The sequence below is a fragment of the Chryseobacterium barbadense genome (assembly GCF_042849955.1).
Classification (GTDB): Bacteria; Bacteroidota; Bacteroidia; order Flavobacteriales; family Weeksellaceae; genus Chryseobacterium.
The window spans coordinates 1-25,543 of the sequence record NZ_BAAFHL010000018.1 but is presented as its reverse complement, the minus strand read 5'-3'; the positions used below and the strand labels follow the sequence as shown (position 1 = coordinate 25,543).

26 protein-coding genes are annotated in these 25,543 nt (G+C 37.3%); 22 read left to right on the top strand and 4 right to left on the bottom strand.

What is annotated here, in order from left to right:
• Nucleotides 1–286 precede the first annotated feature (286 nt).
• The 7 genes from ACGHIN_RS09090 (at nucleotide 287) to ACGHIN_RS09060 (ending at nucleotide 7,871) form a co-directional block, all read left to right on the top strand.
• The gene (locus tag ACGHIN_RS09090) at nucleotides 287–1,051 is read left to right on the top strand and encodes an NAD(P)-binding domain-containing protein (RefSeq protein ID WP_390452722.1); all 765 of its coding nucleotides are present in this window, start codon (nucleotides 287–289) and stop codon (nucleotides 1,049–1,051) included.
• A gap of 207 nt (nucleotides 1,052–1,258) precedes the next feature.
• Nucleotides 1,259–2,884 carry an NADP-dependent glyceraldehyde-3-phosphate dehydrogenase gene (locus tag ACGHIN_RS09085; protein WP_390452721.1) on the top strand — a complete coding sequence of 542 codons (1,626 nt, stop codon included), beginning with the start codon at nucleotides 1,259–1,261 and terminating at the stop codon, nucleotides 2,882–2,884.
• 147 nt (nucleotides 2,885–3,031) lie between these two features.
• Nucleotides 3,032–3,535, top strand: a complete 504-nt coding sequence (locus ACGHIN_RS09080) for an RNA polymerase sigma factor (protein ID WP_390452720.1) — start codon at nucleotides 3,032–3,034, stop codon at nucleotides 3,533–3,535.
• A 15-nt stretch (nucleotides 3,536–3,550) separates the two neighbouring features.
• Nucleotides 3,551–4,366, top strand: a complete 816-nt coding sequence (locus ACGHIN_RS09075; protein WP_390452719.1) for a hypothetical protein — start codon at nucleotides 3,551–3,553, stop codon at nucleotides 4,364–4,366.
• Between the two features lie 245 nt (nucleotides 4,367–4,611).
• On the top strand, nucleotides 4,612–6,633 hold the full coding sequence (locus tag ACGHIN_RS09070; protein WP_390452717.1) for a M4 family metallopeptidase: 2,022 nt from the start codon (nucleotides 4,612–4,614) through the stop codon (nucleotides 6,631–6,633).
• A 123-nt stretch (nucleotides 6,634–6,756) separates the two neighbouring features.
• Entirely contained in the window at nucleotides 6,757–7,257 is a 501-nt protein-coding gene (locus tag ACGHIN_RS09065) for an RNA polymerase sigma factor (protein WP_390452715.1), read from the top strand.
• 17 nt (nucleotides 7,258–7,274) lie between these two features.
• The gene (locus tag ACGHIN_RS09060; RefSeq protein ID WP_390452714.1) at nucleotides 7,275–7,871 is read left to right on the top strand and encodes a hypothetical protein; all 597 of its coding nucleotides are present in this window, start codon (nucleotides 7,275–7,277) and stop codon (nucleotides 7,869–7,871) included.
• Nucleotides 7,872–7,916: 45 nt separating this feature from the next.
• Here the strand turns inward: ACGHIN_RS09060 and ACGHIN_RS09055 are convergent, their stop codons facing one another.
• Complete coding sequence (locus tag ACGHIN_RS09055) at nucleotides 7,917–9,449, bottom strand: S41 family peptidase (RefSeq protein ID WP_390452712.1); 1,533 nt, start codon at nucleotides 9,447–9,449, stop codon at nucleotides 7,917–7,919.
• 184 nt (nucleotides 9,450–9,633) lie between these two features.
• On the opposite strand from ACGHIN_RS09055, the gene ACGHIN_RS09050 reads away from it, so the two are divergent.
• Nucleotides 9,634–10,728, top strand: a complete 1,095-nt coding sequence (locus ACGHIN_RS09050) for an MBL fold metallo-hydrolase (RefSeq protein ID WP_390452710.1) — start codon at nucleotides 9,634–9,636, stop codon at nucleotides 10,726–10,728.
• On the opposite strand, the gene ACGHIN_RS09045 is transcribed toward ACGHIN_RS09050, so the two are convergent.
• Both ACGHIN_RS09045 and ACGHIN_RS09040 read right to left on the bottom strand, forming a co-directional pair.
• A complete protein-coding gene (locus tag ACGHIN_RS09045; RefSeq protein ID WP_390452709.1) occupies nucleotides 10,725–11,012 on the bottom strand; it encodes a GNAT family N-acetyltransferase in 288 nt (95 codons plus the stop codon). The genes ACGHIN_RS09050 and ACGHIN_RS09045 overlap by 4 nt on opposite strands.
• A gap of 131 nt (nucleotides 11,013–11,143) precedes the next feature.
• Entirely contained in the window at nucleotides 11,144–12,418 is a 1,275-nt protein-coding gene (locus tag ACGHIN_RS09040) for a hemolysin family protein (RefSeq protein WP_390452708.1), read from the bottom strand.
• A 154-nt stretch (nucleotides 12,419–12,572) separates the two neighbouring features.
• Here ACGHIN_RS09040 and ACGHIN_RS09035 point away from each other — a divergent pair, with 154 nt between their 5' ends.
• The 5 genes from ACGHIN_RS09035 (at nucleotide 12,573) to ACGHIN_RS09015 (ending at nucleotide 17,368) form a co-directional block, all read left to right on the top strand.
• Nucleotides 12,573–12,998, top strand: coding sequence for a hypothetical protein (locus ACGHIN_RS09035; RefSeq protein ID WP_390452706.1), 426 nt, complete (start codon nucleotides 12,573–12,575; stop codon nucleotides 12,996–12,998).
• 121 nt (nucleotides 12,999–13,119) lie between these two features.
• Nucleotides 13,120–14,022: a helix-turn-helix domain-containing protein gene (locus tag ACGHIN_RS09030; protein WP_390452704.1), complete on the top strand. Its 903-nt coding sequence runs from the start codon at nucleotides 13,120–13,122 to the stop codon at nucleotides 14,020–14,022.
• A gap of 86 nt (nucleotides 14,023–14,108) precedes the next feature.
• Entirely contained in the window at nucleotides 14,109–15,110 is a 1,002-nt protein-coding gene (locus ACGHIN_RS09025) for an aldo/keto reductase (protein ID WP_390452702.1), read from the top strand.
• Between the two features lie 66 nt (nucleotides 15,111–15,176).
• Nucleotides 15,177–16,367, top strand: coding sequence for an MFS transporter (locus ACGHIN_RS09020; RefSeq protein ID WP_390452701.1), 1,191 nt, complete (start codon nucleotides 15,177–15,179; stop codon nucleotides 16,365–16,367).
• A gap of 2 nt (nucleotides 16,368–16,369) precedes the next feature.
• On the top strand, nucleotides 16,370–17,368 hold the full coding sequence (locus tag ACGHIN_RS09015) for an MBL fold metallo-hydrolase (RefSeq protein WP_390452700.1): 999 nt from the start codon (nucleotides 16,370–16,372) through the stop codon (nucleotides 17,366–17,368).
• 179 nt (nucleotides 17,369–17,547) lie between these two features.
• On the opposite strand, the gene ACGHIN_RS09010 is transcribed toward ACGHIN_RS09015, so the two are convergent.
• Complete coding sequence (locus ACGHIN_RS09010) at nucleotides 17,548–19,767, bottom strand: NADP-dependent isocitrate dehydrogenase (RefSeq protein WP_390452698.1); 2,220 nt, start codon at nucleotides 19,765–19,767, stop codon at nucleotides 17,548–17,550.
• Nucleotides 19,768–19,938: 171 nt separating this feature from the next.
• On the opposite strand from ACGHIN_RS09010, the gene tpx reads away from it, so the two are divergent.
• The 9 genes from tpx (at nucleotide 19,939) to ACGHIN_RS08965 (ending at nucleotide 25,496) form a co-directional block, all read left to right on the top strand.
• Nucleotides 19,939–20,439, top strand: coding sequence for a thiol peroxidase (gene tpx / locus ACGHIN_RS09005; protein WP_390452696.1), 501 nt, complete (start codon nucleotides 19,939–19,941; stop codon nucleotides 20,437–20,439).
• A gap of 84 nt (nucleotides 20,440–20,523) precedes the next feature.
• Nucleotides 20,524–20,871, top strand: coding sequence for a VOC family protein (locus ACGHIN_RS09000; RefSeq protein WP_390452694.1), 348 nt, complete (start codon nucleotides 20,524–20,526; stop codon nucleotides 20,869–20,871).
• 9 nt (nucleotides 20,872–20,880) lie between these two features.
• Nucleotides 20,881–21,285: a glyoxalase superfamily protein gene (locus tag ACGHIN_RS08995; RefSeq protein ID WP_390452692.1), complete on the top strand. Its 405-nt coding sequence runs from the start codon at nucleotides 20,881–20,883 to the stop codon at nucleotides 21,283–21,285.
• 211 nt (nucleotides 21,286–21,496) lie between these two features.
• Nucleotides 21,497–22,708 carry a DUF763 domain-containing protein gene (locus ACGHIN_RS08990; protein ID WP_390452691.1) on the top strand — a complete coding sequence of 404 codons (1,212 nt, stop codon included), beginning with the start codon at nucleotides 21,497–21,499 and terminating at the stop codon, nucleotides 22,706–22,708.
• A gap of 88 nt (nucleotides 22,709–22,796) precedes the next feature.
• Nucleotides 22,797–23,387 (top strand): Crp/Fnr family transcriptional regulator, encoded by a 591-nt coding sequence (locus ACGHIN_RS08985; RefSeq protein ID WP_390452690.1) that lies wholly within the window; start codon nucleotides 22,797–22,799, stop codon nucleotides 23,385–23,387.
• A 76-nt stretch (nucleotides 23,388–23,463) separates the two neighbouring features.
• Nucleotides 23,464–23,874: a VOC family protein gene (locus ACGHIN_RS08980; protein WP_390452689.1), complete on the top strand. Its 411-nt coding sequence runs from the start codon at nucleotides 23,464–23,466 to the stop codon at nucleotides 23,872–23,874.
• A 117-nt stretch (nucleotides 23,875–23,991) separates the two neighbouring features.
• The gene (locus tag ACGHIN_RS08975; RefSeq protein ID WP_390452687.1) at nucleotides 23,992–24,453 is read left to right on the top strand and encodes a hypothetical protein; all 462 of its coding nucleotides are present in this window, start codon (nucleotides 23,992–23,994) and stop codon (nucleotides 24,451–24,453) included.
• Between the two features lie 55 nt (nucleotides 24,454–24,508).
• On the top strand, nucleotides 24,509–24,949 hold the full coding sequence (locus ACGHIN_RS08970; protein ID WP_390452686.1) for an SRPBCC family protein: 441 nt from the start codon (nucleotides 24,509–24,511) through the stop codon (nucleotides 24,947–24,949).
• 22 nt (nucleotides 24,950–24,971) lie between these two features.
• Nucleotides 24,972–25,496, top strand: coding sequence for a DinB family protein (locus ACGHIN_RS08965; protein ID WP_390452685.1), 525 nt, complete (start codon nucleotides 24,972–24,974; stop codon nucleotides 25,494–25,496).
• The last annotated feature ends 47 nt before the right edge of the window (nucleotides 25,497–25,543 follow it).

Sequence of the window (25,543 nt, the reverse complement as noted above, 5' to 3'; positions counted from 1 at the left end):
AAAAGAAATTCAGGAACATTGCAATAATAATTACCACCAACACTTCCGTATGACTGATTGTATTATTATCAAAATAATTGATTTGTTTAGCTTCATCTTCTTCATAGATTTCCTCCAAAGGAACTTCCAGAAATTGCGCAATTTTTTCCCACTCTTCTTTTCTAAATCCTTTAAACTTTGAACTAAAGTGATCTGAAGTGTTTAAATCTTTGTGCCTTTTGTGGTTGCTAAAAAATTATTAACATTAAAAGCAATATTTTTGAAAGTTACAAATACAAGCATTCACATGAGAAAATTAGGCATCATCGGTTTTGGCTGGCTGGGAAATCATATTGCGGAAAGATTATCAGACCGGTACGAAATTTTCGCCACCACCACTACTCAGTCTAAAGCAGAAGATTTAACTTCTAAAGGATATCATGCAACACTGGTAGATTTTCCCGACGATCTTTCTGAGGAAATAACGGAGTGGGAAGTGGCAACACAGTTGGATATCATCGTTATTGCCGTTCCGTTTTCAGGAATCAGGGGAAGACAGGTTTCTATGAAAAACAGGCAGGAAAATCTGTTGAAGTTCCTTGGAGATTATAAAGGGCAGTTGTTCTTGATGAGCTCTACCGGAGTGTATCCGCAAACAGAAAAAGAATTTACCGAGGATGATCTTTCTGTCGAACATGTGGAAAGTGAAAGTTTTATCGCCCATCGATTTCCTCAAACCAATATTCTGAGACTGGCCGGATTAATGGGAGGGACGAGGTTGTTAAAGAATTACAATATTTCCAATCTGGATCAGCTGGTGAACCATATTCATTATGCGGATATCTGTTCGGTGGTTGAAAAAATGCTGGAGAATACATCACAGTCCAAGGTGTATAATGTGGTGGCACCCATTCACCCCAATAAAGAAGAGGTAATTTGCGCACAAAATGACCTATCTTATTCGGGAATGCGAACGGATAAAGGAAGACTGATTTCATCTGCTAAATTGATTTCCGAGCTGGATTTTGAGTTTCAGTATCCGGATCCGAGGTATTTTCATCCCATGAAATAAAAATCAAAGATTTTTGAAAACTTAAAGTGGATTTTTTTTCAGCATCATTTTACTTGAGCTTTTACATCTTTTGTGGTTATAAAATATACTTGTGATTAAAATACAATTTTGATGTTTTGTTTCAAATAGAGCAAATCTATTAACCTCATATTCTTAAAATGAATTTTAACCTCTACCTTTATTCATCAATATACTAATATAAAAAATATGAACTCAGCTAATACATCATTCCCTGAAATTTTTAAAAGTGAAACTGAAATTCCGGAAGAATATAAGATCCCCGAAATTCATCAGAGAACTTATCTTCTCGATGGAGAATTGGTAGAATGGAATGGAGAAGTGCAGAATATCTATTCGCCGGTTTGCATTCTTAAAGAGAATGGCCTGGAAAGAAAATTGCTGGGAAGTATTCCGAACATCGGCCCTGAAGAAGCGATGAAAGTTCTTGATGCCTGTGTTAAAGCCTATGATAACGGATTAGGAGAATGGCCAACTATGTCGGTGGAAGGACGCATCAAGTGTATGCAGAAGTTTGTGTATTTAATGATTCAACAACGTGATCTGATCATTAAACTCCTGATGTGGGAAATAGGCAAAACGCTGGCGGATTCCACCAAAGAATTTGATCGTACCGTAGATTATATCAACCAGACCATTGATGCCTTAAAAGACCTGGACCGGCAATCTTCACGTTTCCAGGAAGCGGAAGGAACTATTGCTCAAATCCGGAGAGCACCGCTGGGAGTGGTTTTAAGCATGGGACCGTTCAATTACCCGCTGAATGAAATTTTCACCACGCTTATTCCTGCACTGATCATGGGAAACACCATTTTATTTAAACTTCCGAAACATGGTGTTCTGGCTCACTATCCCTTATTGAATGCATTTAAGGAAGCGTTTCCGAAAGGCACGGTGAACACCTTATATGGTAAAGGTTCGGAAATCATTACCCCGATCATGGAAAGCGGAAAAGTGAATGTATTAGCATTTATCGGGTCAAGTAAAGTGGCCAACGGATTGAAAAAGCTGCACCCGAAAGTAAACCGGTTAAGAGCTATTTTAAGTTTAGATGCCAAAAACGCAGCAATTGTCACTAAAAATGCCAATCTGGATGTGGCGGTCAGTGAATGTATTTTGGGTGCGTTATCTTTTAACGGCCAGCGCTGTACAGCCCTTAAGCTGATATTTGTACAAAAAGAAGTTGCAACAGAATTTACCGAAAAATTAACGGCGGCAGTATCTTCTTTAAAGCCTGGGTTGCCATGGGAAAAAGAGGTGAAAATCACCCCGCTTCCGGAAGTCAATAAGCCCGGTTACCTTAAAGAATGTATTGATGATGCTACGGCAAAAGGGGCGAAGGTTCTGAATGAAAACGGAGGATATACCGAAGAGTCTTTTGTTTTTCCGGCAGTGGTATATCCGGTTAACAGCGAAATGAAGCTTTATCATGAAGAGCAGTTTGGTCCTGTAATTCCAGTGGTTCCTTTTGATGATATAGATGAACCTATTGATTATCAGGTGAACGCATCTCATGGAATGCAGGTGAGTATTTTCAGTGAAGATCCGCAGGAAGTGGCAGAGCTGATCGACCCGTTTGTCAATCTGGTAAGCCGTGTCAACATCAATTGCCAGGCGCAAAGAGGTCCGGATGTTTTCCCGTTTACGGGTAGAAAAGACAGTGCGGAAGGTACACTTTCCGTGTTTGATGCACTTCGTTCATTCTCGATCAGGTCTTTGGTGGCTGCCAAATTAACAGAACCTAATAAAAAACTCCTGAATACCATCGTACGGGAACACGACTCCAATTTCCTGAGTACGGATTATATATTCTAAGTGTTTAAATTTAACATAATATTTAATCTTCAATAAAGTGTATATTTTATTGAGGATTTTTTGTTTTTAGCAGATTAATTATTGTTATTCCTGTTAAAAAATGTAACATTTTCACAAAAATGCTACTAACTGTACAGACTACAAGCCATGTCTTCACAGGAAAAAGAGTTCTTGGAGAAAATTGAAAAGCATAAGGGTGTGATTTTCAAGATTTCTAAGATGTATATGGACAATCAGGACGATCAGAATGATCTTTACCAGGAGATTATTTACCAGGCCTGGAAATCATACGCAGATTTCCAAAGGAAAAGTGATTTCTCTACTTGGCTATACAGAACGGCGCTCAATACTGCCATAGTGTTTCTCCGGAGTGAAAAAAAACGTAGTTTTATACAAAATCAAAGCATAGAAAACCTTAGCATTCATCAGGAATCTTATAACGACACAGATGATAAAAACATGAAGATGATGTATGAAGCCATTCACCAGCTCAGCCCCATAGATAAAGCGCTCATTTTTTTCTTCCTTGAAGATTTTCCAGGAAAGGAGATGGCTCTTCAGCTGGGTATAACAGAGGTGAATGCAAGGGTAAAGCTCAACCGTGCAAAGGCTAAACTGAAAGAAATTATTGAAAAGCAAAGAGCACATTAACCAAAACATTAAGGAATGGAACTAGAAAATTTTAAAGAACTTTGGAATAAGGACAACAGGCAGTCCCCTCCTGAAGTATCGCTGGAAAAGCAGAATGAAATTCATTCGCCGCTACAGATGCTTAAAATCAACATGGAAACCGAATTCTGGCTCATGGTTGTTACCTTGCCAACAATTCTTATTGGCTCTCCGTTTACAGTGGATGACGTGAACATCAGGACAATATCCATTATCGTGACCATTCTCACGCTTGCTTTTATTATTTATTTTTATTCGAGGTTTCTTAAACTGTATAAGATGCTTAAAAAGGGGAGTATCAATACCAATTACGATTTGTTTAACCTCAGAACCCAACTGTTGATATCCAAAGAAATTTATATTTCTTACTATATTTCTTATATTCCGTTGGCTTTACTTCTGTCTCTGATACAGATCAATTTTCATTTTGATATGGAGTATAATCTGGCCATTTTCGGTTTCAGCTTCCTGATCACACTCTTTCTTATTTATATCATTGTTAAATACTGGATCTATTATATGTATGGGAAGTATATTAAGGAAGTTGTGCTGCTGGTAGATGAGCTGAACGGAATAGAGGTGAAACACAAAAAAAATATTAAAAAGACATGGTTTGAACGGTCTCAGAAATTTTTTATGAACAAATACGGTATTAAAGGAAACGTGCTGAATACCATTGTGTGGTTTATATCGGTGTATGTACTCATTATACTTTTTTTATCAGCCATGTTTACCATTATTATCTTGGTAGGAGCTAAGCTGGATTTTATCGATACTCAATCACTTCTGAATGCCCTTAACAAGCTTAACTAAAATTTTAAAATTTTTGCTGTTCATATGTAACATTTTCAGTTTTTTTCTACTAACTGTGAACAATACACTATTCTGAGATAATAGCTGAATAAATTAAAAAATAAAAAAAACACCTTAAAATGATGGCCGGTAGATAAATTATCCACCGGTTTTTATTTTTATTGCAATAGAATTCATAAAAATTTAAAATTCGTGTAACATTTTGGTTTTTATCCTACTAACTGGAGTGAAATAATCAAGATAATATGAAAAAAACCATTACTATTGTTAAAGCGTTATCATTTGTTTTTGTTGTTGGTGCTTCCTCACTATCTGTGTCACATGCACAGGATAGGAGCAGAACAGAAGTATCTGTTAAAGATCTGCCTAAAATTTCTGTTAATTCTTTTGTAGGCAGCTTCCATGCTAATTTTAGCGGAAATAATGTATCTGCTGATTTCTTAGCTTCCCATCTGGGAGAATGGCTGGGAACAGACAGTGACCATACTTTCACCTTCGTAAAGGCTTCTACCGATGAACTGGGGATAAAACATTCTACTTACCAGCACTATTACAAAGGAATAAAAGTTGCGGATGAGGTGATTTTGCTTCATGAAAAAGAGGGGAAACTGACTTTTGTGAATGGGGAATTAACGCCTGACATTAATCTTTCTATCAAACAACCTCTTACCAGAACAGAAGTGGAAAATATTGTTAGTGCCGATATGAAAGCACAAAATATTACTTTCGACGATTTTGATCAGGTAATTACCAAAGTTATTGCCGGAAGAAAGATGAGCCTGCACCTGACCAATCAAATCAATGCTCTTTCATTGAAATCCCTACATAGCTATATGTATTATGTGGATAATACGACAAAACAAATTGTAAAGAAATTAGAGGAGATTCACCACCATAATATTCCTGTAAGTACTACGGTTGCTCCTCTTGTGGATGCTCCATCTACGAGTGCGACTTTTTACAGGGGGAATCAGTCTGTTACCGTTGATTCTTATAATGGCACCTACCGTTTAAAAGATAATACCAGAAATATACATACCTTAAACGGAACTGATTGGGATGGTAACGGAACAGTTGCAGGGGGATTAACAGGAAATATTACGGAATATACAAATGCCACGGCAAATTTTACAGCAACAGAAACCAAACCACCTGTTGAAGTTCACTGGGCGATGAAGACGGCTTATGATTATTATATAAACAGGCATAATAGAAATTCTTATGATAACAACGGATCTATTATCAGGAATTATTATAATATTAATTTTGCGGGTTCAGGGCAGCCTGAAAATGGAGTCAATGCCGCAGCAATCGACACACAGGGTATTGTAGCAATGGTTTATGGAAATGGAAAATATCAGGGACAAGCAGGATATTTTAACCCGTTTGTAGCCTTGGATGTTGCAGGACATGAATATTCTCACCTGATGGTAAGCAGAACAGCTAATTTGGCTTACCAGGGAGAATCCGGAGCACTTAATGAATCTTTTGCCGATATATTCGGAGCTTCTATTGAGTTTTATGCCAACCTTACCCCGAATTGGACGATAGGAGAAGGTATTCCTAATCCGGCTTTAGGATTTACCTATTTAAGAAGCATGTCGAATCCCAATTCCGGGCCTGCGGTGTTGAATTCTCAACAACCGGATACTTATCAGGGAACGTATTGGGCTAATACAGCAGGTCCATACAGTCAGGCCAATGATTTTGGAGGAGTGCATACCAACAGTGGTGTAGGAAATTATTGGTTTTATCTGCTTTCTGCGGGAGGATCAGGAACCAATGATATCGGGAATGCCTATAGTGTAACCGGTATCACCATTCAAAAAGCGGAAAAAATTGCATACAGAACGCTGGCTAATTATCTTACAGCAAACAGTCAGTTTGTGGATGCCTATAATTTATCAAAGCAAGCGGTAACGGATTTATATGGAGCTTCAAGCAATGAACAAATCCAGAATGTGAAAGCATGGTATGCCGTAGGATTTGGTAACGGATTGCTGGCAACCAACGAAGCGGGAAATAAACTGGAGAGCCAGTTCAGTATATATCCAAACCCGGCTAAAGGCGGAGTATTTACCATAGAAAATACTAAAAATGATGCTGTATTTGAAATATATGATGTTTCAGGAAGGCTGATCAGAAAAGAGGAAAAGCTGAATAAAGGGAAAAATAAAATTACTATTGATGGTGTTCAAAAAGGAATTTACTTATTAAAGATTAGTTCTGATGGAGCTGCTATATCCAAAAAAATAGTAGTTGAGTAATATTGAAAGTACCAATATCATTATGAGCCGACAGAATCTTTCTGTCGGTTTTTTTATTATTTTTTTTGACAAAATTTGTAACATTTTTTTTGAAACTTAACCAACTCTATAGAGTAAAGAGCCATGACCTCATCAGAACAGGAATTTTTAGAAAAAATAGAAAAGCATAAAGGAATCATTTTCAAGATTTCCAAGATGTATATGCATGAAAAAGAAGACAGGGATGACCTCTTTCAGGAAATTACCTATCAGGTCTGGAAAGCATATCCATCTTTCAAGGGTGAAAGTGAATTTTCCACCTGGATGTACAGGATTGCTCTAAATACCGCTATTATCTTCCTGAAATCCGAGAAAAAGAGAAGCTTCATTGGGAATGGAGACTTTTCCCAATACAAAATAATACAGGACGAATATAATGAGGAAAAAGAAGAAAAGCTGGCCGCCATGTATAATGCAATTTATCAGCTTAACCCCATTGATAAAGCTTTCATTTTCTATTATCTGGAAGATTTTTCAGGAAAAGAGATTGCGGAGCAGATGGGGATTTCCGAAGGCAACGTAAGGGTGAAAATGAACCGCGCCAAAAATAAACTAAAAGATATCTTACACTCAAATACATATTAATTTTTAAAACAGCAACAATGAATATAGATGAACTAAAAAATACATGGAATGAAGATGATGTCTGGGAAGAAACACCGGAAATCAGTATTGAGCAAAGAAATAAGATCAATCTTCCTCTTGAAAAAATGCGTAAAAATATGCGAATGGAAGCTTGGTCAACCATTGGAATTTTTGTTTTCGCTTTCGGGCTGATCGCCTTATGTGAAGCTCCATTTAAATTTAAATTTTATATTGCCATTTTGGTTGCCTCCATGGTGTTCGTTACCGTCTTCTTTTTCAGTAAGTTTTTTAAACTGTATAAAGATATGAGTAACCCGGTTCTGAACACCTATGAAGGGTTAGTGGAATTATTACATCAATTCAATTTAAATAAACAGTATTACTTTTCTTTTTACGTGGCTTTTGCCCCGTTTCTGGTTTGTGAACTGATCATTGTCTTGGAATTTATTCCGTACGCGACACCTTTCACAGATCTACAGATTGCACTGACGATCATCATAACTCTTCTGGTGGCTCTATTCGGACTGTTTATCCTGGGCAGGTGGTGGTTTGAAAAGTTCTACGGAAGGTATATTAAACAGGTAGAAAACCTTATAGAACAATTAAAGAAATAAAGATTTCGGCGGGCTTTCAGCCCGCCGAAATCTTATCTAATCCTCTCAAAGTCCTTTTTCTCTTTCAATTTCCTTCACAACCCAATCCATCTGAGGATCTTTTTTATCAATAACGTCCTGAATGCTTTCAGAAATAGTTATATCCGGAATTACCCCTCTCTTCGTATTGGTAAAGTTGATGTTAGGCTGTACCAGAAGCAATCCGATAGGTAAGTCGATCTTAGAGTTGGGGAGCTTCTGATAAGAATAGAACCCCGCAACAGTGCCATCATTGGCTCCTCCTGTTTCTTCTCCCACAATAAGGGCCCGTTTATCATTTTTAAGCTTGGCAGAAATAATGGATGAGGCAGAGAAGCTTCCTCCATTTACCAGAACAAAGACTTTTCCATTGAAGGCATTTTTATCAGGTTTGGTGGATTTATTTTCTTTCATCCTGTAAAAAACTTTCCCGTCTTTTTTATAGGTACTGAAAGTTTGGGTGAAAACATAGGTAGGATAGGTAAGGCTTTTATAAGCATACTGCAGGACACTGCTTTTTCTGAAATAATTCGTTCTCAAAGGAGCCATTTTAGAAGTGACCTGAGACGGCTTTATTAATACAAAAGGCTCAGGCGCCAGATAAGAATACAGGTTGTTGATTTCATATAAAGAGCCACCGTAATTATTGCGGATGTCTAAAATGAGATAAGAAGTTCCGGCATTTTTAATTCTAGTAAAAGCGTCTTGGTAAAACTGATCTGAATAACTTCTTGAAAAGCTTCTTACCCTTATATAGGCAATGCTGCTGTCTTGATCCAGGAATTTGAAATTTCTGTTATAGGAATTATTAAAAGCGATATAATCATTCACTTTTTTTTCAGGAGTTCTTTTTTTCTGTTTTTTATCGTTTTCAAGATCGTTTTTAGATTTTGTTTCCCTTTTCAGCGTATAAACCTTCCTGACGTTGTTATAAAGAGTTTCAATTCTGACACTGTCGGAAAGACCTTTTTCGGCGGTATAAAAATTAAAGAATGTATCTTTCAGAAAATAAGGTTGGAAAGTGGTGTTGAAACCATCGCTGCTGATTAAATTCTTGTATTTTTTCAGATATTCTGAAACGGGCACATCATTGATGGCCAATATTTCAGTTCCGGGAGGTATGCCCTCAACAGAATCATTGTTTTCAACAATATACAAATGATCATCCTTAACATAATATCCGAAACGGCTGAACAGTCCCTTTTTATTCCGGAATGATTTGAAATCTTTCTTTCCGAATCTTTTTCTTGGTATTCTCAATGATAAATGCCCTTCACGTATACCGGCGATTACTGGTTGTAACGTAAAATAAAACTGGAGCGGAGTGAGTGGCTTGTTCAGTGTATTTTTTACACTGTCGAATTGATGATCCAAATCCTCTTTTGAAATATACCAATAGAGTTGCGGATGCATCTTCTGAAGTTTCCTATAAGCATAGTCCACATCTTCTTTCAGCTTTTCCGGGGGAATTAGGGCAGTCCTCTGCTCGTTGTGTTTTCGGACAGAACATGAAGTAAGAATTAAAAATAATAACAATAATACGATCGAATAGCTTTTCAACTTAATTTGAGTTTTTTTTAATCAATCTGCTAAATTAAAGAGTTTTATAGTATGGAGTCATTAAATCAACAATAAATTATTCTGAAATCCTTTTAATTTTAGTTAAAATAAATACCCCAGACAATCAGGACTTTCATTTCATTCAAAAAGTCAATACATTTGATGCTAATTTTTTTTAAGACAAATGATTTATTTGATTATCATCATAGCTGTTTTCATAGCACTTTATTTTATCATAACCGGGCAACAGGCTTTTGGAGCAGAACCTAAAGGAGAAAGGCTATTGCGAATGAAGCAGTCAGGGCTTTATAGAGACAAACAATTCCAGAATTTGAGTCCTACACCGTCCATTGCAGAAGGGTACAGTATGTCGAAAGTAATATATGATTTCTTTTTTGCAGAGAAAGATCCGCTTCTGAAGCCTTTAAAAAGTATTCCGTCTGTTCATTCCGACTTAAAAAAACTTTCAAGAGAACAGGATGTCTTCATTTGGTTGGGGCATTCATCGTATTATATTCAGACAGATGGTATTTCCTTTTTAATTGATCCGGTGTTGAGCTCTTACGGCTCACCGTTCAAATTTTTCAATAAGGCCTTTTCAGGATCAGATATTTTTAAACCTGAAGATATTCCAAATCTGGACTATCTGGTGATTACCCATGACCATTTTGATCATTTAGATTATCCCACAGTGAAGGCAATCAGAGACAGGGTTGGCAAAGTAATTCTTCCTTTAGGAGTGGGAGCTCATCTGGAAAGATGGGGATATGCTCCGGAACAGCTTATCGAAGAAGAGTGGGGAACATCAGTCGGGTTAAAAAATAATAGTAAAATTATTTATACCCCTGCAAGGCATTTTTCGGGAAGAAAGATCAAAAGGAACGGGACTCTTTGGACTTCTTATGTATTAGAAACTCCAACCAAAAAAATATTTCTGGGCGGAGACAGTGGATATGACACTCATTTTAAAATGATCGGGGAGACTTATGGACCGTTTGATTATGCCATTATTGAAAACGGACAATATAACGAAGCCTGGAAATATATTCACGCATTGCCGGAAGATGTCATTCAGGCAAGTATCGATGTCAATGCTAAAAACATCATTCCGGTTCACTCATCAAAATTCGCCTTAGCGCTTCATCCCTGGAATGAGCCCCTGAAAAAGGTAACAGAACTTGGAAAGGGAAAAAATCTCAATATATTGACCCCAATGATCGGTGAAATCGTAGATCTGAATAATTCCGATAACCACTTTACAGCCTGGTGGGAAGATTAGGCATGCCAAATGTCTTTGTATCTTGCCGGATGATTTTCAAACTGCTGTCTTACAAAATCACATTCAGGGTCTACCAATAGATCTTTTTCTTCGGCATAGCGTACAAGCTCATCCAAAAGCATTTTCGCATATCCTTTTCCTTCATGTTCCGGATTAAGCTTGGTATAATACACAATTAAAAGCCTTCCGTCAATCTCTATGGACATATAGCCTGCTTTTTTTTCATCAATTAATATCTGCAATTCATCCTGATATGGAGATATTTCAAATTTTATATTTTCCATAATTATTGAGATTTGGTTGATTACACTTATGAACTATTTGATCAGATTCTTTACTTTAAAATTACAAATTAAAAATTATAAATATACAATCCGCCATTAAATATTGAATAATCTGTAATGATAATAAATAGTTAAATCACTTTCGTAACAAGAATTTTATCAATCCTGTTGCCATCTTTATCCACAATTTCCATCAGCAGATTTCCAAACCTGATCCGATCTCCCGTTTGGGGAATATTCCCGAACTCATGAATGAACAACCCGGACACACTGATGAAATTCTTCTCTGTTTCCGTATCTATTTCAAGTTTAAAATACTTTTTAAAAGTGTGGATGGGGCATTTACCATCTACCAGCCACGAATTTTCGTTGCGTTTGATAATTTCAGGTTCTTCATCCAGGCCATCCGGAATATTACCTACCAGATCATCAAGAATATCGTTTAAGGTTATAATTCCTTTCGTAGTACCGTATTCATCAATTACAACAGCGATATGGGATTTATTGTTCTGAAAACTTTCCATCAAAGGATAAATAAAGGAGTTTTCACTTACAAACACCGCTTTTCTGAGATGGCTCCGCAAGTCAAAATTTTGATGGTCAAGATCAAACAAGTCTCTCATTTTTACGATTCCTATGATATGATCAAGGTTATTACCGTCTGTCACGGGATAAGTGGAATAAGAACTGTTCTTTATTTTTTCCTTCACGGTTTCATAATTGTCGCCTGCGTCCAGGGCAATAATATCTGAACGGTAGGTAGCCAATGAATTTACCTTTCGGTCTCCCAATTCAAAAGCATTTTTTAATACATCATGTTCTTTTTCCTCTATAATTCCGCCTTCTTTGCCTTCCTTGATAATGGATTTTATTTCTTCTTCCGTCACCAGTTCTTTTTCATCGTTGCTGATTCCCATAAGCTTCAGAAGCCCTTCATTGGTTATTGTAAGAAGCCAGACAAAAGGAGACGCCAGAGCCGAGATCCAGTACATGGGTTTAGCAATGAGCATAGCAATTTTTTCAGGAAATTTTAAGCCTAGTCTCTTTGGCAGCAACTCTCCGAAAACGATGGATAAAAAGGTAATGATCACTACAATAAGTACAGAGGCAATACCTTTGGAATATTCAGCCAGCCCTTCAAATGTTGAAATATAGTGGGCCAGATCCGTTGTCAGTTGATCCCCGGAATAGATTCCCAGTAAAATACCGATCAATGTGATGCCGATCTGTACCGTTGAAAGAAATTTATTAGGATTCTCTGATAGCTCGATAGCAGTTTTAGCATTAGAATTGCCTTTTCTTTTTTCATTTCTCAGCTTGAAACTGCGGGAAGAGACCAATGCCATTTCAGACATTGAAAAAATGCCGTTCAGCAGAATAAGAAGAATGATAATAATAATTTCCATAAAACTTTGAAAATCTTGGGTGTCATATAAAAATAGAAAATATTTCAATCGTATTGAGTCTTTTACAAGGGTTTTAACAAAAATTGTGACAGGTGAAAATAATTTGGCATTTAAATTGCGAGTATCATATCATTGAACAAAAAAAATAACAGAAATGAAAAAGATTTTATTAACAATGATGCTATTGGGAACATTTACATTAAGCTTTGCCCAATCAGATTATTACAATGACTACAGAAGAAGTATCACAGATGTGAACTGGACTAATATAGCTACAGATCTGGTACTGACCGCTATTCAGGTAAAACAGTTAAATACCCTCAATAACAGATATCCGGATTACAATACATGGCTTAGAGTATATGGTGATAATCCCGACAGATGGAGAACCGACAGATATTATGAAATAGAAAGAATTTTAGGGCCACAAAAATATCTGAAGTTTAAAAACAAATATTATAAAGGACAAAATCCTGTGGCTGTTTATAACAGAAACAAAAATAACAACAAGAAATATAAGCAAATGGCTCCGAAGGCAAAAGTACATAAAGCTGATAAAGGAAATAGCCATAAGCATTAATCAATTATTCAACTATACATTCAATTTTTTAATGACTGACCTGCGGGTCAGTCATTTTTTATTTTATCAATTGTTATTATTTTTACACTGTAATATTGTTTGAATTTTATAATTTTGGTTTATGGAATCAGTAGAAACAGTAAGAGGATTTTACGAGCGTAACGCCAAAGAAGGCTTTTCATGCGTCAAAACGCCGGGAATAGGACACTTCAATGTCTTTTCCAGAGAGAATTGTTCATTCGTGACGCCTTATAGCAGAAGAGACTACTATAAAATCTCTTTAATTATAGGAAAAGGAAAGCTTCATTATGCGGATAAATGGATCCATGTAGACAAGCCCGCATTATTGTTTTCAAATCCGGTAATTCCCTATTCATGGGAAGCGGAAGAGGAAGATCAGAAGGGCTGGTTTTGCCTGTTTACAGATCAGTTTTTACAAAACGGAAGCCGCCTGGGAAATATTCAGGATTCACCGCTTTTTAAGATTGGAGGAACCCCGGTTTTCTTTGTGAATGAGCAGCAACAGCAATCCGTTTCTGAAATATTCCTAAAAATGATGAATGAAATTCAGTCCGATTACCTGCATAAATATGACATGTTGCGTGCTTATCTTCATCTGCTTGTTCACGAAACTATGAAAATGCAACCGGCGGAAAGCTTCGAGCCTTATCAGAATGCTTCCCAAAGAGTGGCTTCTCTGTTCATGGAGTTGCTGGAGAGACAATTCCCGATCGACAGCCCGGAAGCATATCTGAAGCTGAAGACGCCTACAGACTACGCAGAAAGCCTTTCTATCCATGTCAATTCCTTAAACCGATCTGTAAAAGAGATTACAGGAAAAACAACTACACAACAGATCACAGCAAGGATCATCCGGGAAGCGAATGCCCTTTTAAAGCATACAGATTGGAATGTCTCTGAAATTGCTTACGGATTAGGCTTTGAAGAGCCCGCCTATTTCACGAATTACTTTAAAAAGCAGACAGGATATACTCCGAATGCCCTGAGAAATAATCTTGTTTGATTTTTATAATTCTTAGTTTGAATTCTATATCAGGAACTCATGGTTCTTGTTCTAATTTTGTTCCATTAATTACAATCACCATAATTATGAAATTTAGAAAATTAGGAAACACAGGAGAACAATTATCTGCCATTGGATTAGGATGCATGGGAATGAGCTTTGCGTATGGCCCTGCAGATGAGCAGGAAAGCATCAATACATTGCATAAAGCATTAGATTTGGGTGTTAACTTTTGGGATACGGCAGATATGTATGCCAATGGAGAGAACGAAAAATTGATTTCCAAAGTATTGGTGCCGAATCGTGATAAGATCTTTATTGCCACCAAATTCGGATTCAGGTTTAAAGATGGTAAAGCAAGCCATAGCGGAGCTCCCGGAACTTATTTTGACGGTTCCCCGGAATGGATTAAACAGGCTGTTGATTTAAGCCTTCAAAGACTAAAAATAGATACCATTGATTTGTATTATGCTCACAGGGTAGACCCAAATATTCCTGTTGAAGAAACGGTCGGAGCGATGGCAGATTTAGTGAAAGCAGGTAAAGTAAGATATTTAGGATTGTCGGAAGCTTCGGCAGAGTCCATCAGGAAAGCCAATAAGATCCATCCGATTACAGCTCTACAGTCAGAATATTCTATCCTGACCAAAGATGTAGAAAAAGAAATTTTGCCAACCATAAGAGAGCTTGGAATTACATTGGTTCCCTATTCTCCTTTAGCAAGAGGGCTTTTTGCGAACATCAATGAAGCTCAGAATTTCGGGGACGATGATTTCAGAAAATCTCTACCTCGTTATCAGCAGGAATACCTTGAGAACAACATAAATCTGGCCAAAGAATTCAATGATTTTGCAGCTTCCAAAGGCGTAAAAGGAACTCAACTAGCTTTAGCGTGGGTATTGAATCAGGGAGATGATATCATTCCGATTCCGGGTACAAAACGTATCAAATACCTGGAAGAAAATGTTCAAGCTATCAATATTGAGCTATCTCAATCAGATCTGGATGCCATAGATGCTCTTCTAAAAAAATATCCTAATGTAGGAGAAAGATATACGGAAGGTTCTATGAAGCTGGTTAATAATTAAAACTGATATATATGATCTGAGCTTTTGAATTTCAAGGCTCAGATTTTTTAAAAGATGAAAAGATAAATGAGGACTCTTAAAGAAAAAAACAAATTTATTGCCACTATACTGGCTTTTGCTGTTATTCCTATATCCGGTTTGGCAACGGATATTTACCTGCCTTCGATGCCTAGCATGGCAACGGAATTCAATCTTCCGGAAAGCAGCATCCAGCTTACCTTATCCATATTTCTGATCAGTTACGGGCTCACCCAGTTTTTTGCAGGAAGTATCGCAGATTCCTTTGGGAGATACAGGATTTCCCTGATCTCTATGGCATTATTTGTCGTGAGTTTTTTAATTACAGTGTCTACTGACAATATTATGGTGATTTATGCGATGCGGGTTTGTCAGGGAGCTTTATCGGGGCTTGCGGTCGTTTCCAAACGGGCTTTTTTTGTTGATGTTTATGAAGGTGAACAACGTAAACATTATTTAAGTATCATGACAATTGTCTGGTCGGTTGGACCTATCATTGCCCCATTTATTGGTGGATATCTCCAGAAGCATTTCGGATGGCAGTCCAATTTTTATGTTTTAGCCGGATACAGCTTATTGATATTGATTCTAGAATTGATATTCTCAGGAGAAACTTTAAAAACAAAAAATCCATTTCATATTAGTTTTCTATTGAAGGAATATGACAGGATGTTTAAAGCCAAAGATTTCTTCTACGGAATGCTAATGTGCGGATTAAGCTATGCAATGGTCATTTTCTTCAATCTGTGCGGAGCTTTCATCATTGAACATAAAATGGGTTATTCCGAAGTCATTGCAGGCTATGCTTCCCTGATTTTAGGATTTGCCTGGATGGTAGGAGGTTTTTTAGGAAAAGCATTGATCAATAAAGCATTCCTGCCTAAGATACGATATGCTAATTTCATTCAGCTGGCATTGATCGTTCTGATGTTTGTGGCATCCTATTTTACAAGCAATCTTTATAGTTTGGTGGCATTTGCATTTGCCATTCACATTACGGCAGGGTTTATCTTTAATAATTATTTTGCCTACTGTTTGGGAAGATTTCCAGATTCCGCAGGTCTTGCAGGAGGTTTGACAGGAGGAGTCGCTTTTATTATCACTTCAGGAATCAGTTATGGAATTGTAGCCTTGATTAAGCCTGAAATTCAGCTGCAGGTGGCGGAAGGATATTTCATATTGGGAATTTTAGGGCTCTTTATTCTAAGCATGATCAAAATCAGAAAAGCACATATTTAAAAATGAACAGAAGAGAACTTTTAAAAAACGGATTGTTGGCAGGTGCACTAAGCATTACTCCTTTTTCAGGAGTTTTTGCTTCAGCCAATGAAAGAAAATATTCAGAACCTGAAAATGATCTTTCAGGATTCAAAAAAATACGTCTTGGTGAATTGGAATTATTTATCCTGACAGACGGATACATCCATGAGCAAAATTTAAAATCCTTTGCTCCGAGAGGAAATCTGGCCGAATTGAAAGCTATCCTTAAAGAGAATTTCCGTTCCGAAGATTCCATTGATATGGCTATGAATATTCTTTTGGTGAAAACAAAAGATAAGCTGATCTTATTGGATACCGGAATGGGCATCTTTGCCGACGAAAGGACCGGGTTTTTATTAAAAAGCCTTCAGAAAGCAGGATTTGCTCCGGGCGATATTACAGATATCTTTATCTCTCATGCTCATCCCGATCATATCGGCGGAGTAGTGGATAAACAGAATAGACTGGTGTTTCCCAACGCCGATTTATTTATATCTAAAATCGAACATGATTTCTGGATGAAAGCGACCATTAAAGATTTCAGTAACAGCGCATTGAAGGAGCAACCGGAATTTCTTAACCAGATCATTCCTCCCATTCAGAATATCCTGAAAACCATACAGCCTAAACTGAAGTTTTTTGATGTAAGCAAAAGTTTGTATGATCATTTCAACTTTCAGTTGGCTCCGGGACATACTCCTGGATTAACAGTGATGACGATTTCCTCCGGTAAAGAAAAACTGGTTTATATAGCCGATCTTATTCATTCTGATATCGTTCTGTTCCCACACCCGGATTGGGGGTATTTTGGAGATACGGATCTGGATATTGCCACCAATTCCCGAATTAAACTTCTTCAGCAATTGGCAGAAACAAAAACCAGGGCTTTTGCTTATCATTTGCCGTGGCCGGGATTAGGCTTTACCAAAAAGAAAACCAAAGGATTTGAATGGTTTCCGGAAAGCTCTATGAACCCTTAATTGATACTTATATTTTTCTACTCATAATTTTCTTCATTAAGCCTTCTCATTTGGGAAGGTTTATTTTTTTGATGAGAAAACTAAGATTGTTAAACTTATGTTAGCGTGTTATAAAACTTTTGTGGTTAAAAACAAAAAAGCTCCTTAAAAAGGAGCTTTTATTTCTATTAAACCGGAAATTAAATTCCGTCAATGATTTCGTTTAAAACAGTACTTGGTCTCATTGCTGAATACGTTTTATACGTGTCAGGTTTATAGTAGCCGTCAATATCTTGCGGTTTACCTTGAGCACCTATCAATTCCTGATTGATTACAGCCTCATTTTCCTGCATTGCCTTTGCAACAGAAGCAAATTGAGCCGCCAATTCAGCATCAGCAGTCTGGTTAGCTAATGCTTCAGCCCAATACATAGCCAGGTAGAAGTGAGAGCCTCTGTTATCAATTTGTCCAACCTTTCTTGCAGGAGACTTATCCGTAGCTAAGAATTTGGCATTCGCTTCATCCAATGCATCTGCTAACACCTGAGATTTAGTGTTCCCCTGAGTTTGTGCTAAATGCTCTAAAGATGCCTGAAGTGCTAAAAACTCTCCTAAAGAATCCCATCTTAAATAGCCTTCTTCAACAAATTGTTCAACGTGTTTTGGCGCAGAACCTCCCGCTCCGGTTTCAAATAAGCCACCTCCGTTCATTAATGGAACGATGGAAAGCATTTTCGCAGAAGTTCCCAGCTCAAGAATTGGGAAAAGGTCTGTTAAATAGTCTCTCAATACGTTTCCGGAAACAGAGATCGTATCTTTACCTTCTCTTGCTCTCTTAAGCGTTTCAGTCATTGCGTCTTTTACATCAAGAATTCTGATATCAAGGCCTGTAGTATCGTGATCTTTAAGATATTTTTCTACTTTTTTGATGATCTCCCTGTCGTGTGCTCTTCCTTTATCTAGCCAGAAAATAGCCGGCGTATCAGAAAGTCTTGCTCTGTTTACCGCTAGTTTTACCCAATCCTGGATCGGAGCGTCTTTAGTTTGGCACATTCTGAAGATGTCATCTTTTTCCACTTTTTGAGAAAGAAGAACGTTTCCTGTTTCATCCTGAACTTCAATAGTTCCTTCAGCGGTTGCCTGGAACGTTTTGTCGTGAGAACCATATTCCTCAGCTTTCTGAGCCATCAAACCAACGTTAGGAACAGAGCCCATTGTTGTAGGGTCCAGTTTCCCGTGAGCTTTCATATCATCAATGACAGCCTGATAGAAACCTGCGTAAGAACGGTCCGGAATGATACAAACAGTATCCTCTTCATTTCCGTCTTTGTTCCACATTTTTCCTCCGCCTCTTACCAAAGCAGCCATAGATGCATCAACAATGATATCAGAAGGGACGTGGAAATTCGTAATTCCTTTATCAGAATTCACCATAGCTACTCTTGGTCCGTTTGCTAAAGCCGCTTCAATATCAGCATTGATTTCAACTTCCTGAGCATTGCCTTTGATTTTTTCGAAAAGATCAGCAAGACCGTTGTTGGGGTTAATATCTAAAGACTTGAAAGTCTCTGCATATTTGGTAAATACTTCTTTAAAATAAGTTTCTACAATTGCTCCGAAAATAATAGGATCGGAAATTTTCATCATCGTGGCTTTTAAGTGAGCAGAAAGAAGTACGTTTCTGCTTTTAGCTTCATCAATAGCCTGCTGAACGAAAGCTTTCAATGCACTTAGATTCATTACGGAAGAATCAATCACTTCTCCTGCCTGAAGACCTGCAAAATCCTTTAGTACGGTTTCGGTACCATCGTTTCCTTTGAATACGATTCTGAATTTCGTTGCGTTTTCTACTGTGGTTGAAGTTTCAGTACCGTAGAAATCTCCACCATTCATGTGAGCAACATCTGTTTTGCTGTCAGAAGCCCAGTCACCCATTCTGTGCGGGTTGGCTTTAGCATAGTTTTTCACAGCTTTTGGAGCTCGTCTGTCAGAATTTCCTTCTCTCAACACAGGATTTACAGCACTACCCAATACTTTGGCATATTTAGCTTTAATTGCTTTCTCTTCTTCATTCTTAGGCTCTGCAGGATAATTCGGAACTGCGAAACCTTTGGCCTGTAACTCGGAGATCGCTTCATCTAGCTGAGGAACAGAAGCAGAAATATTAGGTAATTTAATGATGTTCGCATCAGGCTGAGTAGCCAATTGACCTAATTCAGCCAAAGCATCTCCAATTTTCTGATCATCTTTTAAGAACTCAGGAAAGTTGGCTAAAATCCTTCCTGCCAAAGAAATATCCGGAACAGCAATTTCAATATCTGCTGATTTTGTAAAAGCCTTTACGATAGGTAAAAACGAGTGTGTAGCCAGCATTGGAGCCTCATCCGTTAAAGTGTAGTAGATTTTTGATTTTTCTGACATTATACTGTTATTTATTATTTGAAATTTTAAGTCCCACAAATTTAGTTAAAATTTAAATTTTTTAAATTAATACTCAGGAAGATTTTACACTTTAAGAATTATTTAACCTTAATGAGAGCGCAAATGCGATGTAATTTGAGTAAATTTGATACAACTAAAAAAACAAAGTTTATGTCAACTACGATTACTTTAAAAGGAAATGAAGTACATACTATAGGAAGTCTTCCGTCTGTAGGAACTACTGTAAGGGATTTTGCACTGGTAGATTCAGGTTTGAATGTTAAAACATTACAGGATTTTGACGGGAAGAAAAAAGTCTTCAATATATTTCCTAGTATAGATACGGGAATTTGTGCGGCTTCTGCCAGAAAATTCAATGAAGAAGCTTCTAACTTGCACAATACCGTTGTAATTAACGTTTCCAAAGACTTACCTTTTGCATTAGCAAGATTTTGTGCTGCGGAAGGACTGAATAATGTAGAAACACTTTCAGATTTCAGAAGCAGTTTTGGAGATGATTACGAAGTAACGATCACAGATTCACCAATGAAAGGTCTTTTGAGCAGAGCAGTAATCGTTACTGACGAAAATAATAAAGTAGTGTATACGGAACAGGTTCCTGAAATTACTCATGAGCCTAATTATGACGCAGCCATTGCCGCTTTAAAATAAGTATAGCATACATAGATATAAAGCCTTGTGAGAATCTTGTTTTCGCAGGGCTTTTTCGGCAATAATATTCTAAACTTAACAATGATGGTAAAAAGAATTGTAGCGAATGTGAAAACAGACGATCTGACGAACGCAGATCATTTTTATCATGATATTTTAGGATTGGATGTGTTGATGGATCATGGCTGGATCAAAACTTTCGGGAATGAAGAGAAATCAAAAGTTCAGGTCAGTTTTGCGGTACACGGAGGGAATGATACGGAAGTTCCTTATCTGTCCATAGAAGTTGATAATGTAGATGAAGTATACAAAATGATGAAGAAGTCCGGATTTGAAATCACATATGATATGACAGATGAAGAATGGGGCGTGCGCAGGTTTATTGTAAAAGACCCGTTTGGCAATGTAATCAATATTCTTTCACATACATAATTTTTGGCAATGACAGCTGAACAGGTAATTCCTATTTTAAGAATTTTTGATTATCAGAAAACCATTGAATTCTATGTAGACTGGTTGGGTTTTGAAGTGGTGTGGGAACACCGTTTCGAAGAAAATACTCCGGTTTATATGGAAGTAAAAATGAACAATATTGTTCTTCATTTAAGTGAGCATCATGGAGACGGAACTCCCGGAAGCCGGGTTTTTATCTTGGGAGAAGGTGTCCCTGAGTATCATAAAGAACTCATGGATAAGAAGTACAAATATAACAGGCCGGGCCTTGAAAAAACCTTTTACGATACCGTTTCCTTTACCGTAGATGATCCATTTGGAAATAAAATCATTTTCAATGAGAAATTTGATGAAGAGAAACACAAAGATTTGGAATTTTATTCAATCCATTGATTCGTAAGTATAAATTCTGTCATTCTGAACGAAGCGATAGCGTAGTGAAGAATCTCAGTGTACGTTCATGCTTGTGATCATACAGGAATACAAAGCTTAATCTTCAAAACGTTGGGGAACTTTTGTGACTTTTGTGGTTAATTGAGCCAGATCATAAGTTTAAAACAATATAAAAATTAACTTCGCCTGTTGGCGAAAAAACCAAAATACAATGAAACGTTCAGGAACAGCAGATTTACCGCTTCACTATGGCAAAGTTCCGCCATGGCTGTATGAACGCATGTCTGTTTTGGGACTTTCTATTGTTGAGGTCATCTTAATGGATTACGGAAAAGATGAAGTACTCGGCAGGCTGGCTGATCCGTTTTGGTTTCAGAGCTTTGGGGCAGTCATGGGGATGGATTGGCATTCTTCAGGGATTACCACCTCAGTAATGGGTGCTTTAAAACGTTCCATTAATCCTAATTCACAATCTCTGGGACTCTACATCTGTGGCGGAAAAGGGAAATTCTCCAGAGATACTCCTTCAGAACTGATTCAGATTGCGGATAAAACCGGTTTGAACGGAACAGAATTAGTGAAAGCAAGCAAACTTTCCGCAAAAGTAGATAATACCGCTATTCATGATGGTTATCAATTGTATCTGCATAACTTTATTTTAGCAGACAATGGAAACTGGAGCGTAGTTCAGCAGGGCATGCATGAATCTGACGGAACGGCAAGACGTTATCATTGGCATTCCGAAAATATAAAATCTTTCGTTGAAGAACCACATACAGGAATTAACGGGGTTTTCAGAGGACAAATTCTCAACCTCACGGCTGCAGAAGCTTCTGATAACAGGAAGGGAATTATTGAAATTTCCCATACGGATTCCGCACAGATCATGAGTGATTTTTCAAGATTGATTCTCCCTAATCATCACGATGTACGGGCTTCAGATGTTGATCTGAAACGGTTGGGTGCACTTTTATATGTAACCCGGGAACAGCAACCGCAAAATTTTGAAGATTTATTGATGTTGGAAGGAGTAGGGCCAAGAACCATGCAGTCTCTGGCTTTGGTAAGCGAAGTGATTCACGGTGCACCGTCAAGGTTTACCGATCCTGCAAGATTTTCGTTCGCTCACGGAGGTAAAGACGGTCATCCCTTTCCCGTTCCTACCAAGGTTTATGATGAAAGCATCAATATCCTCAGAAAAGGAATTGAAAAATCCAAACTAGGAAATGCAGATAAACTGAAAACGTTGAATAAGCTGCATGAAGTGATCACAACTGCTGAAAAAAACTTCACTCCTGATTTCGATATTCAGCAGGTGATAGAAGAAGAAAGGCAAAATTCCTGGCGTTTCGGTGGAAAAACTGTTTTCGGAGATGCTCAGAAACCGGGAAGCTCTAAACCAATACAATTGTCTTTATTTTAAGATATCTTATTGAATAGTTAAAAAAATAAATTTTTTGCGTTGAATGCAAGAAAAATTCTATTTTTAAGATCCTAAAACAGCTAGCCAAATGAGTTATAAAGCCCTGGAAATTTCTTATGACTTTCCGTTTTTCCTGCCCGAGGAGCTTGATGAGATATTTAAAGCTCATGAAAAAGTTCAGTTCCAGAAAGGAGATTTTATCCTCGAAGAAGGAAAAACTGCGAATGAATACTATATCATAGAAAACGGATTGGCCCGCTCATTTGTTAATGACTTCAACGGTAATGAAGTGACTACCCATTTCTTTATCGACAACGAAGTTGTGATTGAAGTATCTTCACTTTTTCAAAGAATTCCCACTCAGGAAAATATAGTTTGTATTACAGATTGCGAATGCTGGAAGCTGGATTTTGAAGTATTTCAGGATCTTTTCCATAAAATCCCGAACCTTAGGGAGTGGGGAAGATCATGGATGTCTCAGCAGCTTTTTGCCTATAAACAGCGTTCCGTGGAAATGTTTACCCTTTCTGCTACCAAACGCTATCTTAATCTCCTGGAACAAAAATCCCAGGTGGTACAATATGCACCGCTGAAGCAAATCGCTTCTTATCTTGGAGTTACAGACACTTCTTTAAGCAGAATCCGGAAAGAATTGGTTTCCCATCCGAAGAAAATTTAAATCTTGTCTTATGGCAAGTTGATTTTCATACCGACTTGGTAATTTTGGGTATAAGTTTAACACTAAAAATTACAAAATGAAAATCAACCAAATTTATGTGAACCTTCCGGTAAAAGATGTCCAGAAAACAAGAGAATTCTGGACAAAATTAGGGTTCTCTGTTAACGAACAATTTTCTGATGAGAAAGCAATATGTGTAATAATGAAAGAGGATCATATTTATGCAATGTTTTTGAATGAAGAATTTTTCCAGACTTTTACAAACAGACCCATTGCAAAGGGAGATACAACTCAGACATTGCTTGCCATTGGTGTGAATAGCCGTGAAGAAGTTGATAATATGGTAAAAACAGCTGTTGAAAACGGTGGTTCAAAATACAGCGAACCGCAAGATCACGGCTGGATGTATCAGAATGCTTTTTCCGATTTAAATGGGCATCAATGGGAAGTGATGTTTGCCGATATGTCTCAGTTTCCGACAGAATAATTTCAAGATAAATTTGCAAAATTCTCAGAAATATACTAATCCGGATTGCAAATAGAAAATCTGCGTAATCTGCTCAATCAGTGAGAAAAATAAAATTTAACCACAAAATATAGAAATATGGAAACCATAGCAAACGATATAGAAATCATAAAAATACAGGCATTCAGTAACTATAAAGTGATTTCTATGAATCTTGAGGGCATTACTCATGAAGAATCCATGATTTTTCCTAATGGAGATGCTAACTGCATGAACTGGATTTTAGGGCACCTGATCTACATAAGAAATGCTTTCCTGAATATTCTGGGTGAAGAATCGGTTTGGGATAACGAAAAATTCTCAGCCTATAACAGAGGAGAAATTCCATTGAACAGAAAAGACGAATTCGTAAATTTTGAAGACTTAAAATCCTATTTAAAAAATTCTCAGGATAAACTGGAATCAGCATTCAATAAACTTGAAAAAATTGATCATGAAAACGTCAATGATCTTGCCATTCTATCTTTTCATGAAGCGTATCACAGCGGACAATTAGGGTACCTTAGAAGAATTCTCGGAAAGCCCGGAGTCATAAAATAGATTTAAAATCTGTGTCATCTGCTCAATTAACGTTAAAACTACAAAATTAATAACCATGGAAAACTCATTTTCAATACTTCATAATCTGGAGGTTAACACCACTTTGGAGAATGTTTTTCAGATGTTTTCCGTTCCCGAATTTTTAAATGAATGGTGGACTCATCATTGTCAGGGAACCCCGGAATCAGATGCAGTATATACCTTTGAGTTTTCCGAAGAGTATGTCTGGAAAGGTATAGTTTCAAAATTTAATCCACCTTTTGAAATTGAGTATGTAATGACAGAGGCAGATAAAGACTGGTTGGGAACGCAGGTTGGATGTATTCTTAAAGAAACAAAAAACGGCATCCGCATAAGCTTTTATCATTCGGGATGGCAATCAACCAATGATCATTTCCGGCAAACGTCTTTCTGTTGGGCCATGTATTTAAGAATTCTGAAAAGATTTGTGGAAGAAGGGCTTCATGTTCCTTATGCTGAACGAAATGACTTTTAAACAATTAAAACAATCAATTCAAATGGACACACCAAAATCAAAAAAATTAGAAATCATTATTCCTGCTTTTCGTGGACACAGCCAAAGCTTCTTGTTGGTTCTCGACGGAATATCAGAAGAAGATGCATTAAAAAGAATAGAAGGAAGAACCAATCACATTATTTGGATGATAGGCAACTTTCTGGATATGCGTTATGCTATGGGAGGAATTCTTGGGCTTAATGAAGAATTTCAGTATAAAGACCTTTTCTCTCAGGGGAAAGCATTGGATGAAAACTTAAAGTATCCATCTTTGCAGCAGCTTAAAGAGGAATTTCATAAAATATCACCTTTAGTATACCAAAAATTATTGGAAGCTTCCGATGAAGAGCTGGAAAAAGCCTTTCCGATAGGAATGAATATTGATTTTTTCCCCGAAACAGTCTTAAGCTTTATCGGAATGTGCATTGGACGTGAAGATTATTTGGCCGGGCAAATGGGATTGATGCGCAGGATCCTCGGATACGAAGGAATGAAATATGATTTTGATAAAGATCTTAAATATTAATCAATGACGCCGAGAGAAAAAGGATATAAAATGGTGAACGGAATCCG

Excerpts from the sequence above, each read along its gene's own strand:
- ACGHIN_RS09090 (WP_390452722.1), top strand. The coding sequence starts at position 287 with ATGAGAAAATTAGGCATCATCGGTTTTGGCTGGCTGGGAAATCATATT.
- ACGHIN_RS09050 (WP_390452710.1), top strand. The coding sequence starts at position 9,634 with ATGATTTATTTGATTATCATCATAGCTGTTTTCATAGCACTTTATTTT.
- ACGHIN_RS08965 (WP_390452685.1), top strand. The coding sequence starts at position 24,972 with ATGGACACACCAAAATCAAAAAAATTAGAAATCATTATTCCTGCTTTT.
- ACGHIN_RS08995 (WP_390452692.1), top strand. The coding sequence starts at position 20,881 with ATGACAGCTGAACAGGTAATTCCTATTTTAAGAATTTTTGATTATCAG.
- ACGHIN_RS09010 (WP_390452698.1), bottom strand. The coding sequence starts at position 19,767 with ATGTCAGAAAAATCAAAAATCTACTACACTTTAACGGATGAGGCTCCA.
- ACGHIN_RS09060 (WP_390452714.1), top strand. The coding sequence starts at position 7,275 with ATGAATATAGATGAACTAAAAAATACATGGAATGAAGATGATGTCTGG.
- ACGHIN_RS09015 (WP_390452700.1), top strand. The coding sequence starts at position 16,370 with ATGAACAGAAGAGAACTTTTAAAAAACGGATTGTTGGCAGGTGCACTA.
- ACGHIN_RS09080 (WP_390452720.1), top strand. The coding sequence starts at position 3,032 with ATGTCTTCACAGGAAAAAGAGTTCTTGGAGAAAATTGAAAAGCATAAG.
- tpx (WP_390452696.1), top strand. The coding sequence starts at position 19,939 with ATGTCAACTACGATTACTTTAAAAGGAAATGAAGTACATACTATAGGA.
- ACGHIN_RS09030 (WP_390452704.1), top strand. The coding sequence starts at position 13,120 with ATGGAATCAGTAGAAACAGTAAGAGGATTTTACGAGCGTAACGCCAAA.
- ACGHIN_RS09040 (WP_390452708.1), bottom strand. The coding sequence starts at position 12,418 with ATGGAAATTATTATTATCATTCTTCTTATTCTGCTGAACGGCATTTTT.
- ACGHIN_RS09000 (WP_390452694.1), top strand. The coding sequence starts at position 20,524 with ATGGTAAAAAGAATTGTAGCGAATGTGAAAACAGACGATCTGACGAAC.
- ACGHIN_RS09035 (WP_390452706.1), top strand. The coding sequence starts at position 12,573 with ATGAAAAAGATTTTATTAACAATGATGCTATTGGGAACATTTACATTA.
- ACGHIN_RS09065 (WP_390452715.1), top strand. The coding sequence starts at position 6,757 with ATGACCTCATCAGAACAGGAATTTTTAGAAAAAATAGAAAAGCATAAA.
- ACGHIN_RS09070 (WP_390452717.1), top strand. The coding sequence starts at position 4,612 with ATGAAAAAAACCATTACTATTGTTAAAGCGTTATCATTTGTTTTTGTT.
- ACGHIN_RS08990 (WP_390452691.1), top strand. The coding sequence starts at position 21,497 with ATGAAACGTTCAGGAACAGCAGATTTACCGCTTCACTATGGCAAAGTT.
- ACGHIN_RS09025 (WP_390452702.1), top strand. The coding sequence starts at position 14,109 with ATGAAATTTAGAAAATTAGGAAACACAGGAGAACAATTATCTGCCATT.
- ACGHIN_RS08980 (WP_390452689.1), top strand. The coding sequence starts at position 23,464 with ATGAAAATCAACCAAATTTATGTGAACCTTCCGGTAAAAGATGTCCAG.
- ACGHIN_RS09085 (WP_390452721.1), top strand. The coding sequence starts at position 1,259 with ATGAACTCAGCTAATACATCATTCCCTGAAATTTTTAAAAGTGAAACT.
- ACGHIN_RS09020 (WP_390452701.1), top strand. The coding sequence starts at position 15,177 with ATGAGGACTCTTAAAGAAAAAAACAAATTTATTGCCACTATACTGGCT.
- ACGHIN_RS08985 (WP_390452690.1), top strand. The coding sequence starts at position 22,797 with ATGAGTTATAAAGCCCTGGAAATTTCTTATGACTTTCCGTTTTTCCTG.
- ACGHIN_RS09075 (WP_390452719.1), top strand. The coding sequence starts at position 3,551 with ATGGAACTAGAAAATTTTAAAGAACTTTGGAATAAGGACAACAGGCAG.
- ACGHIN_RS08975 (WP_390452687.1), top strand. The coding sequence starts at position 23,992 with ATGGAAACCATAGCAAACGATATAGAAATCATAAAAATACAGGCATTC.
- ACGHIN_RS08970 (WP_390452686.1), top strand. The coding sequence starts at position 24,509 with ATGGAAAACTCATTTTCAATACTTCATAATCTGGAGGTTAACACCACT.
- ACGHIN_RS09045 (WP_390452709.1), bottom strand. The coding sequence starts at position 11,012 with ATGGAAAATATAAAATTTGAAATATCTCCATATCAGGATGAATTGCAG.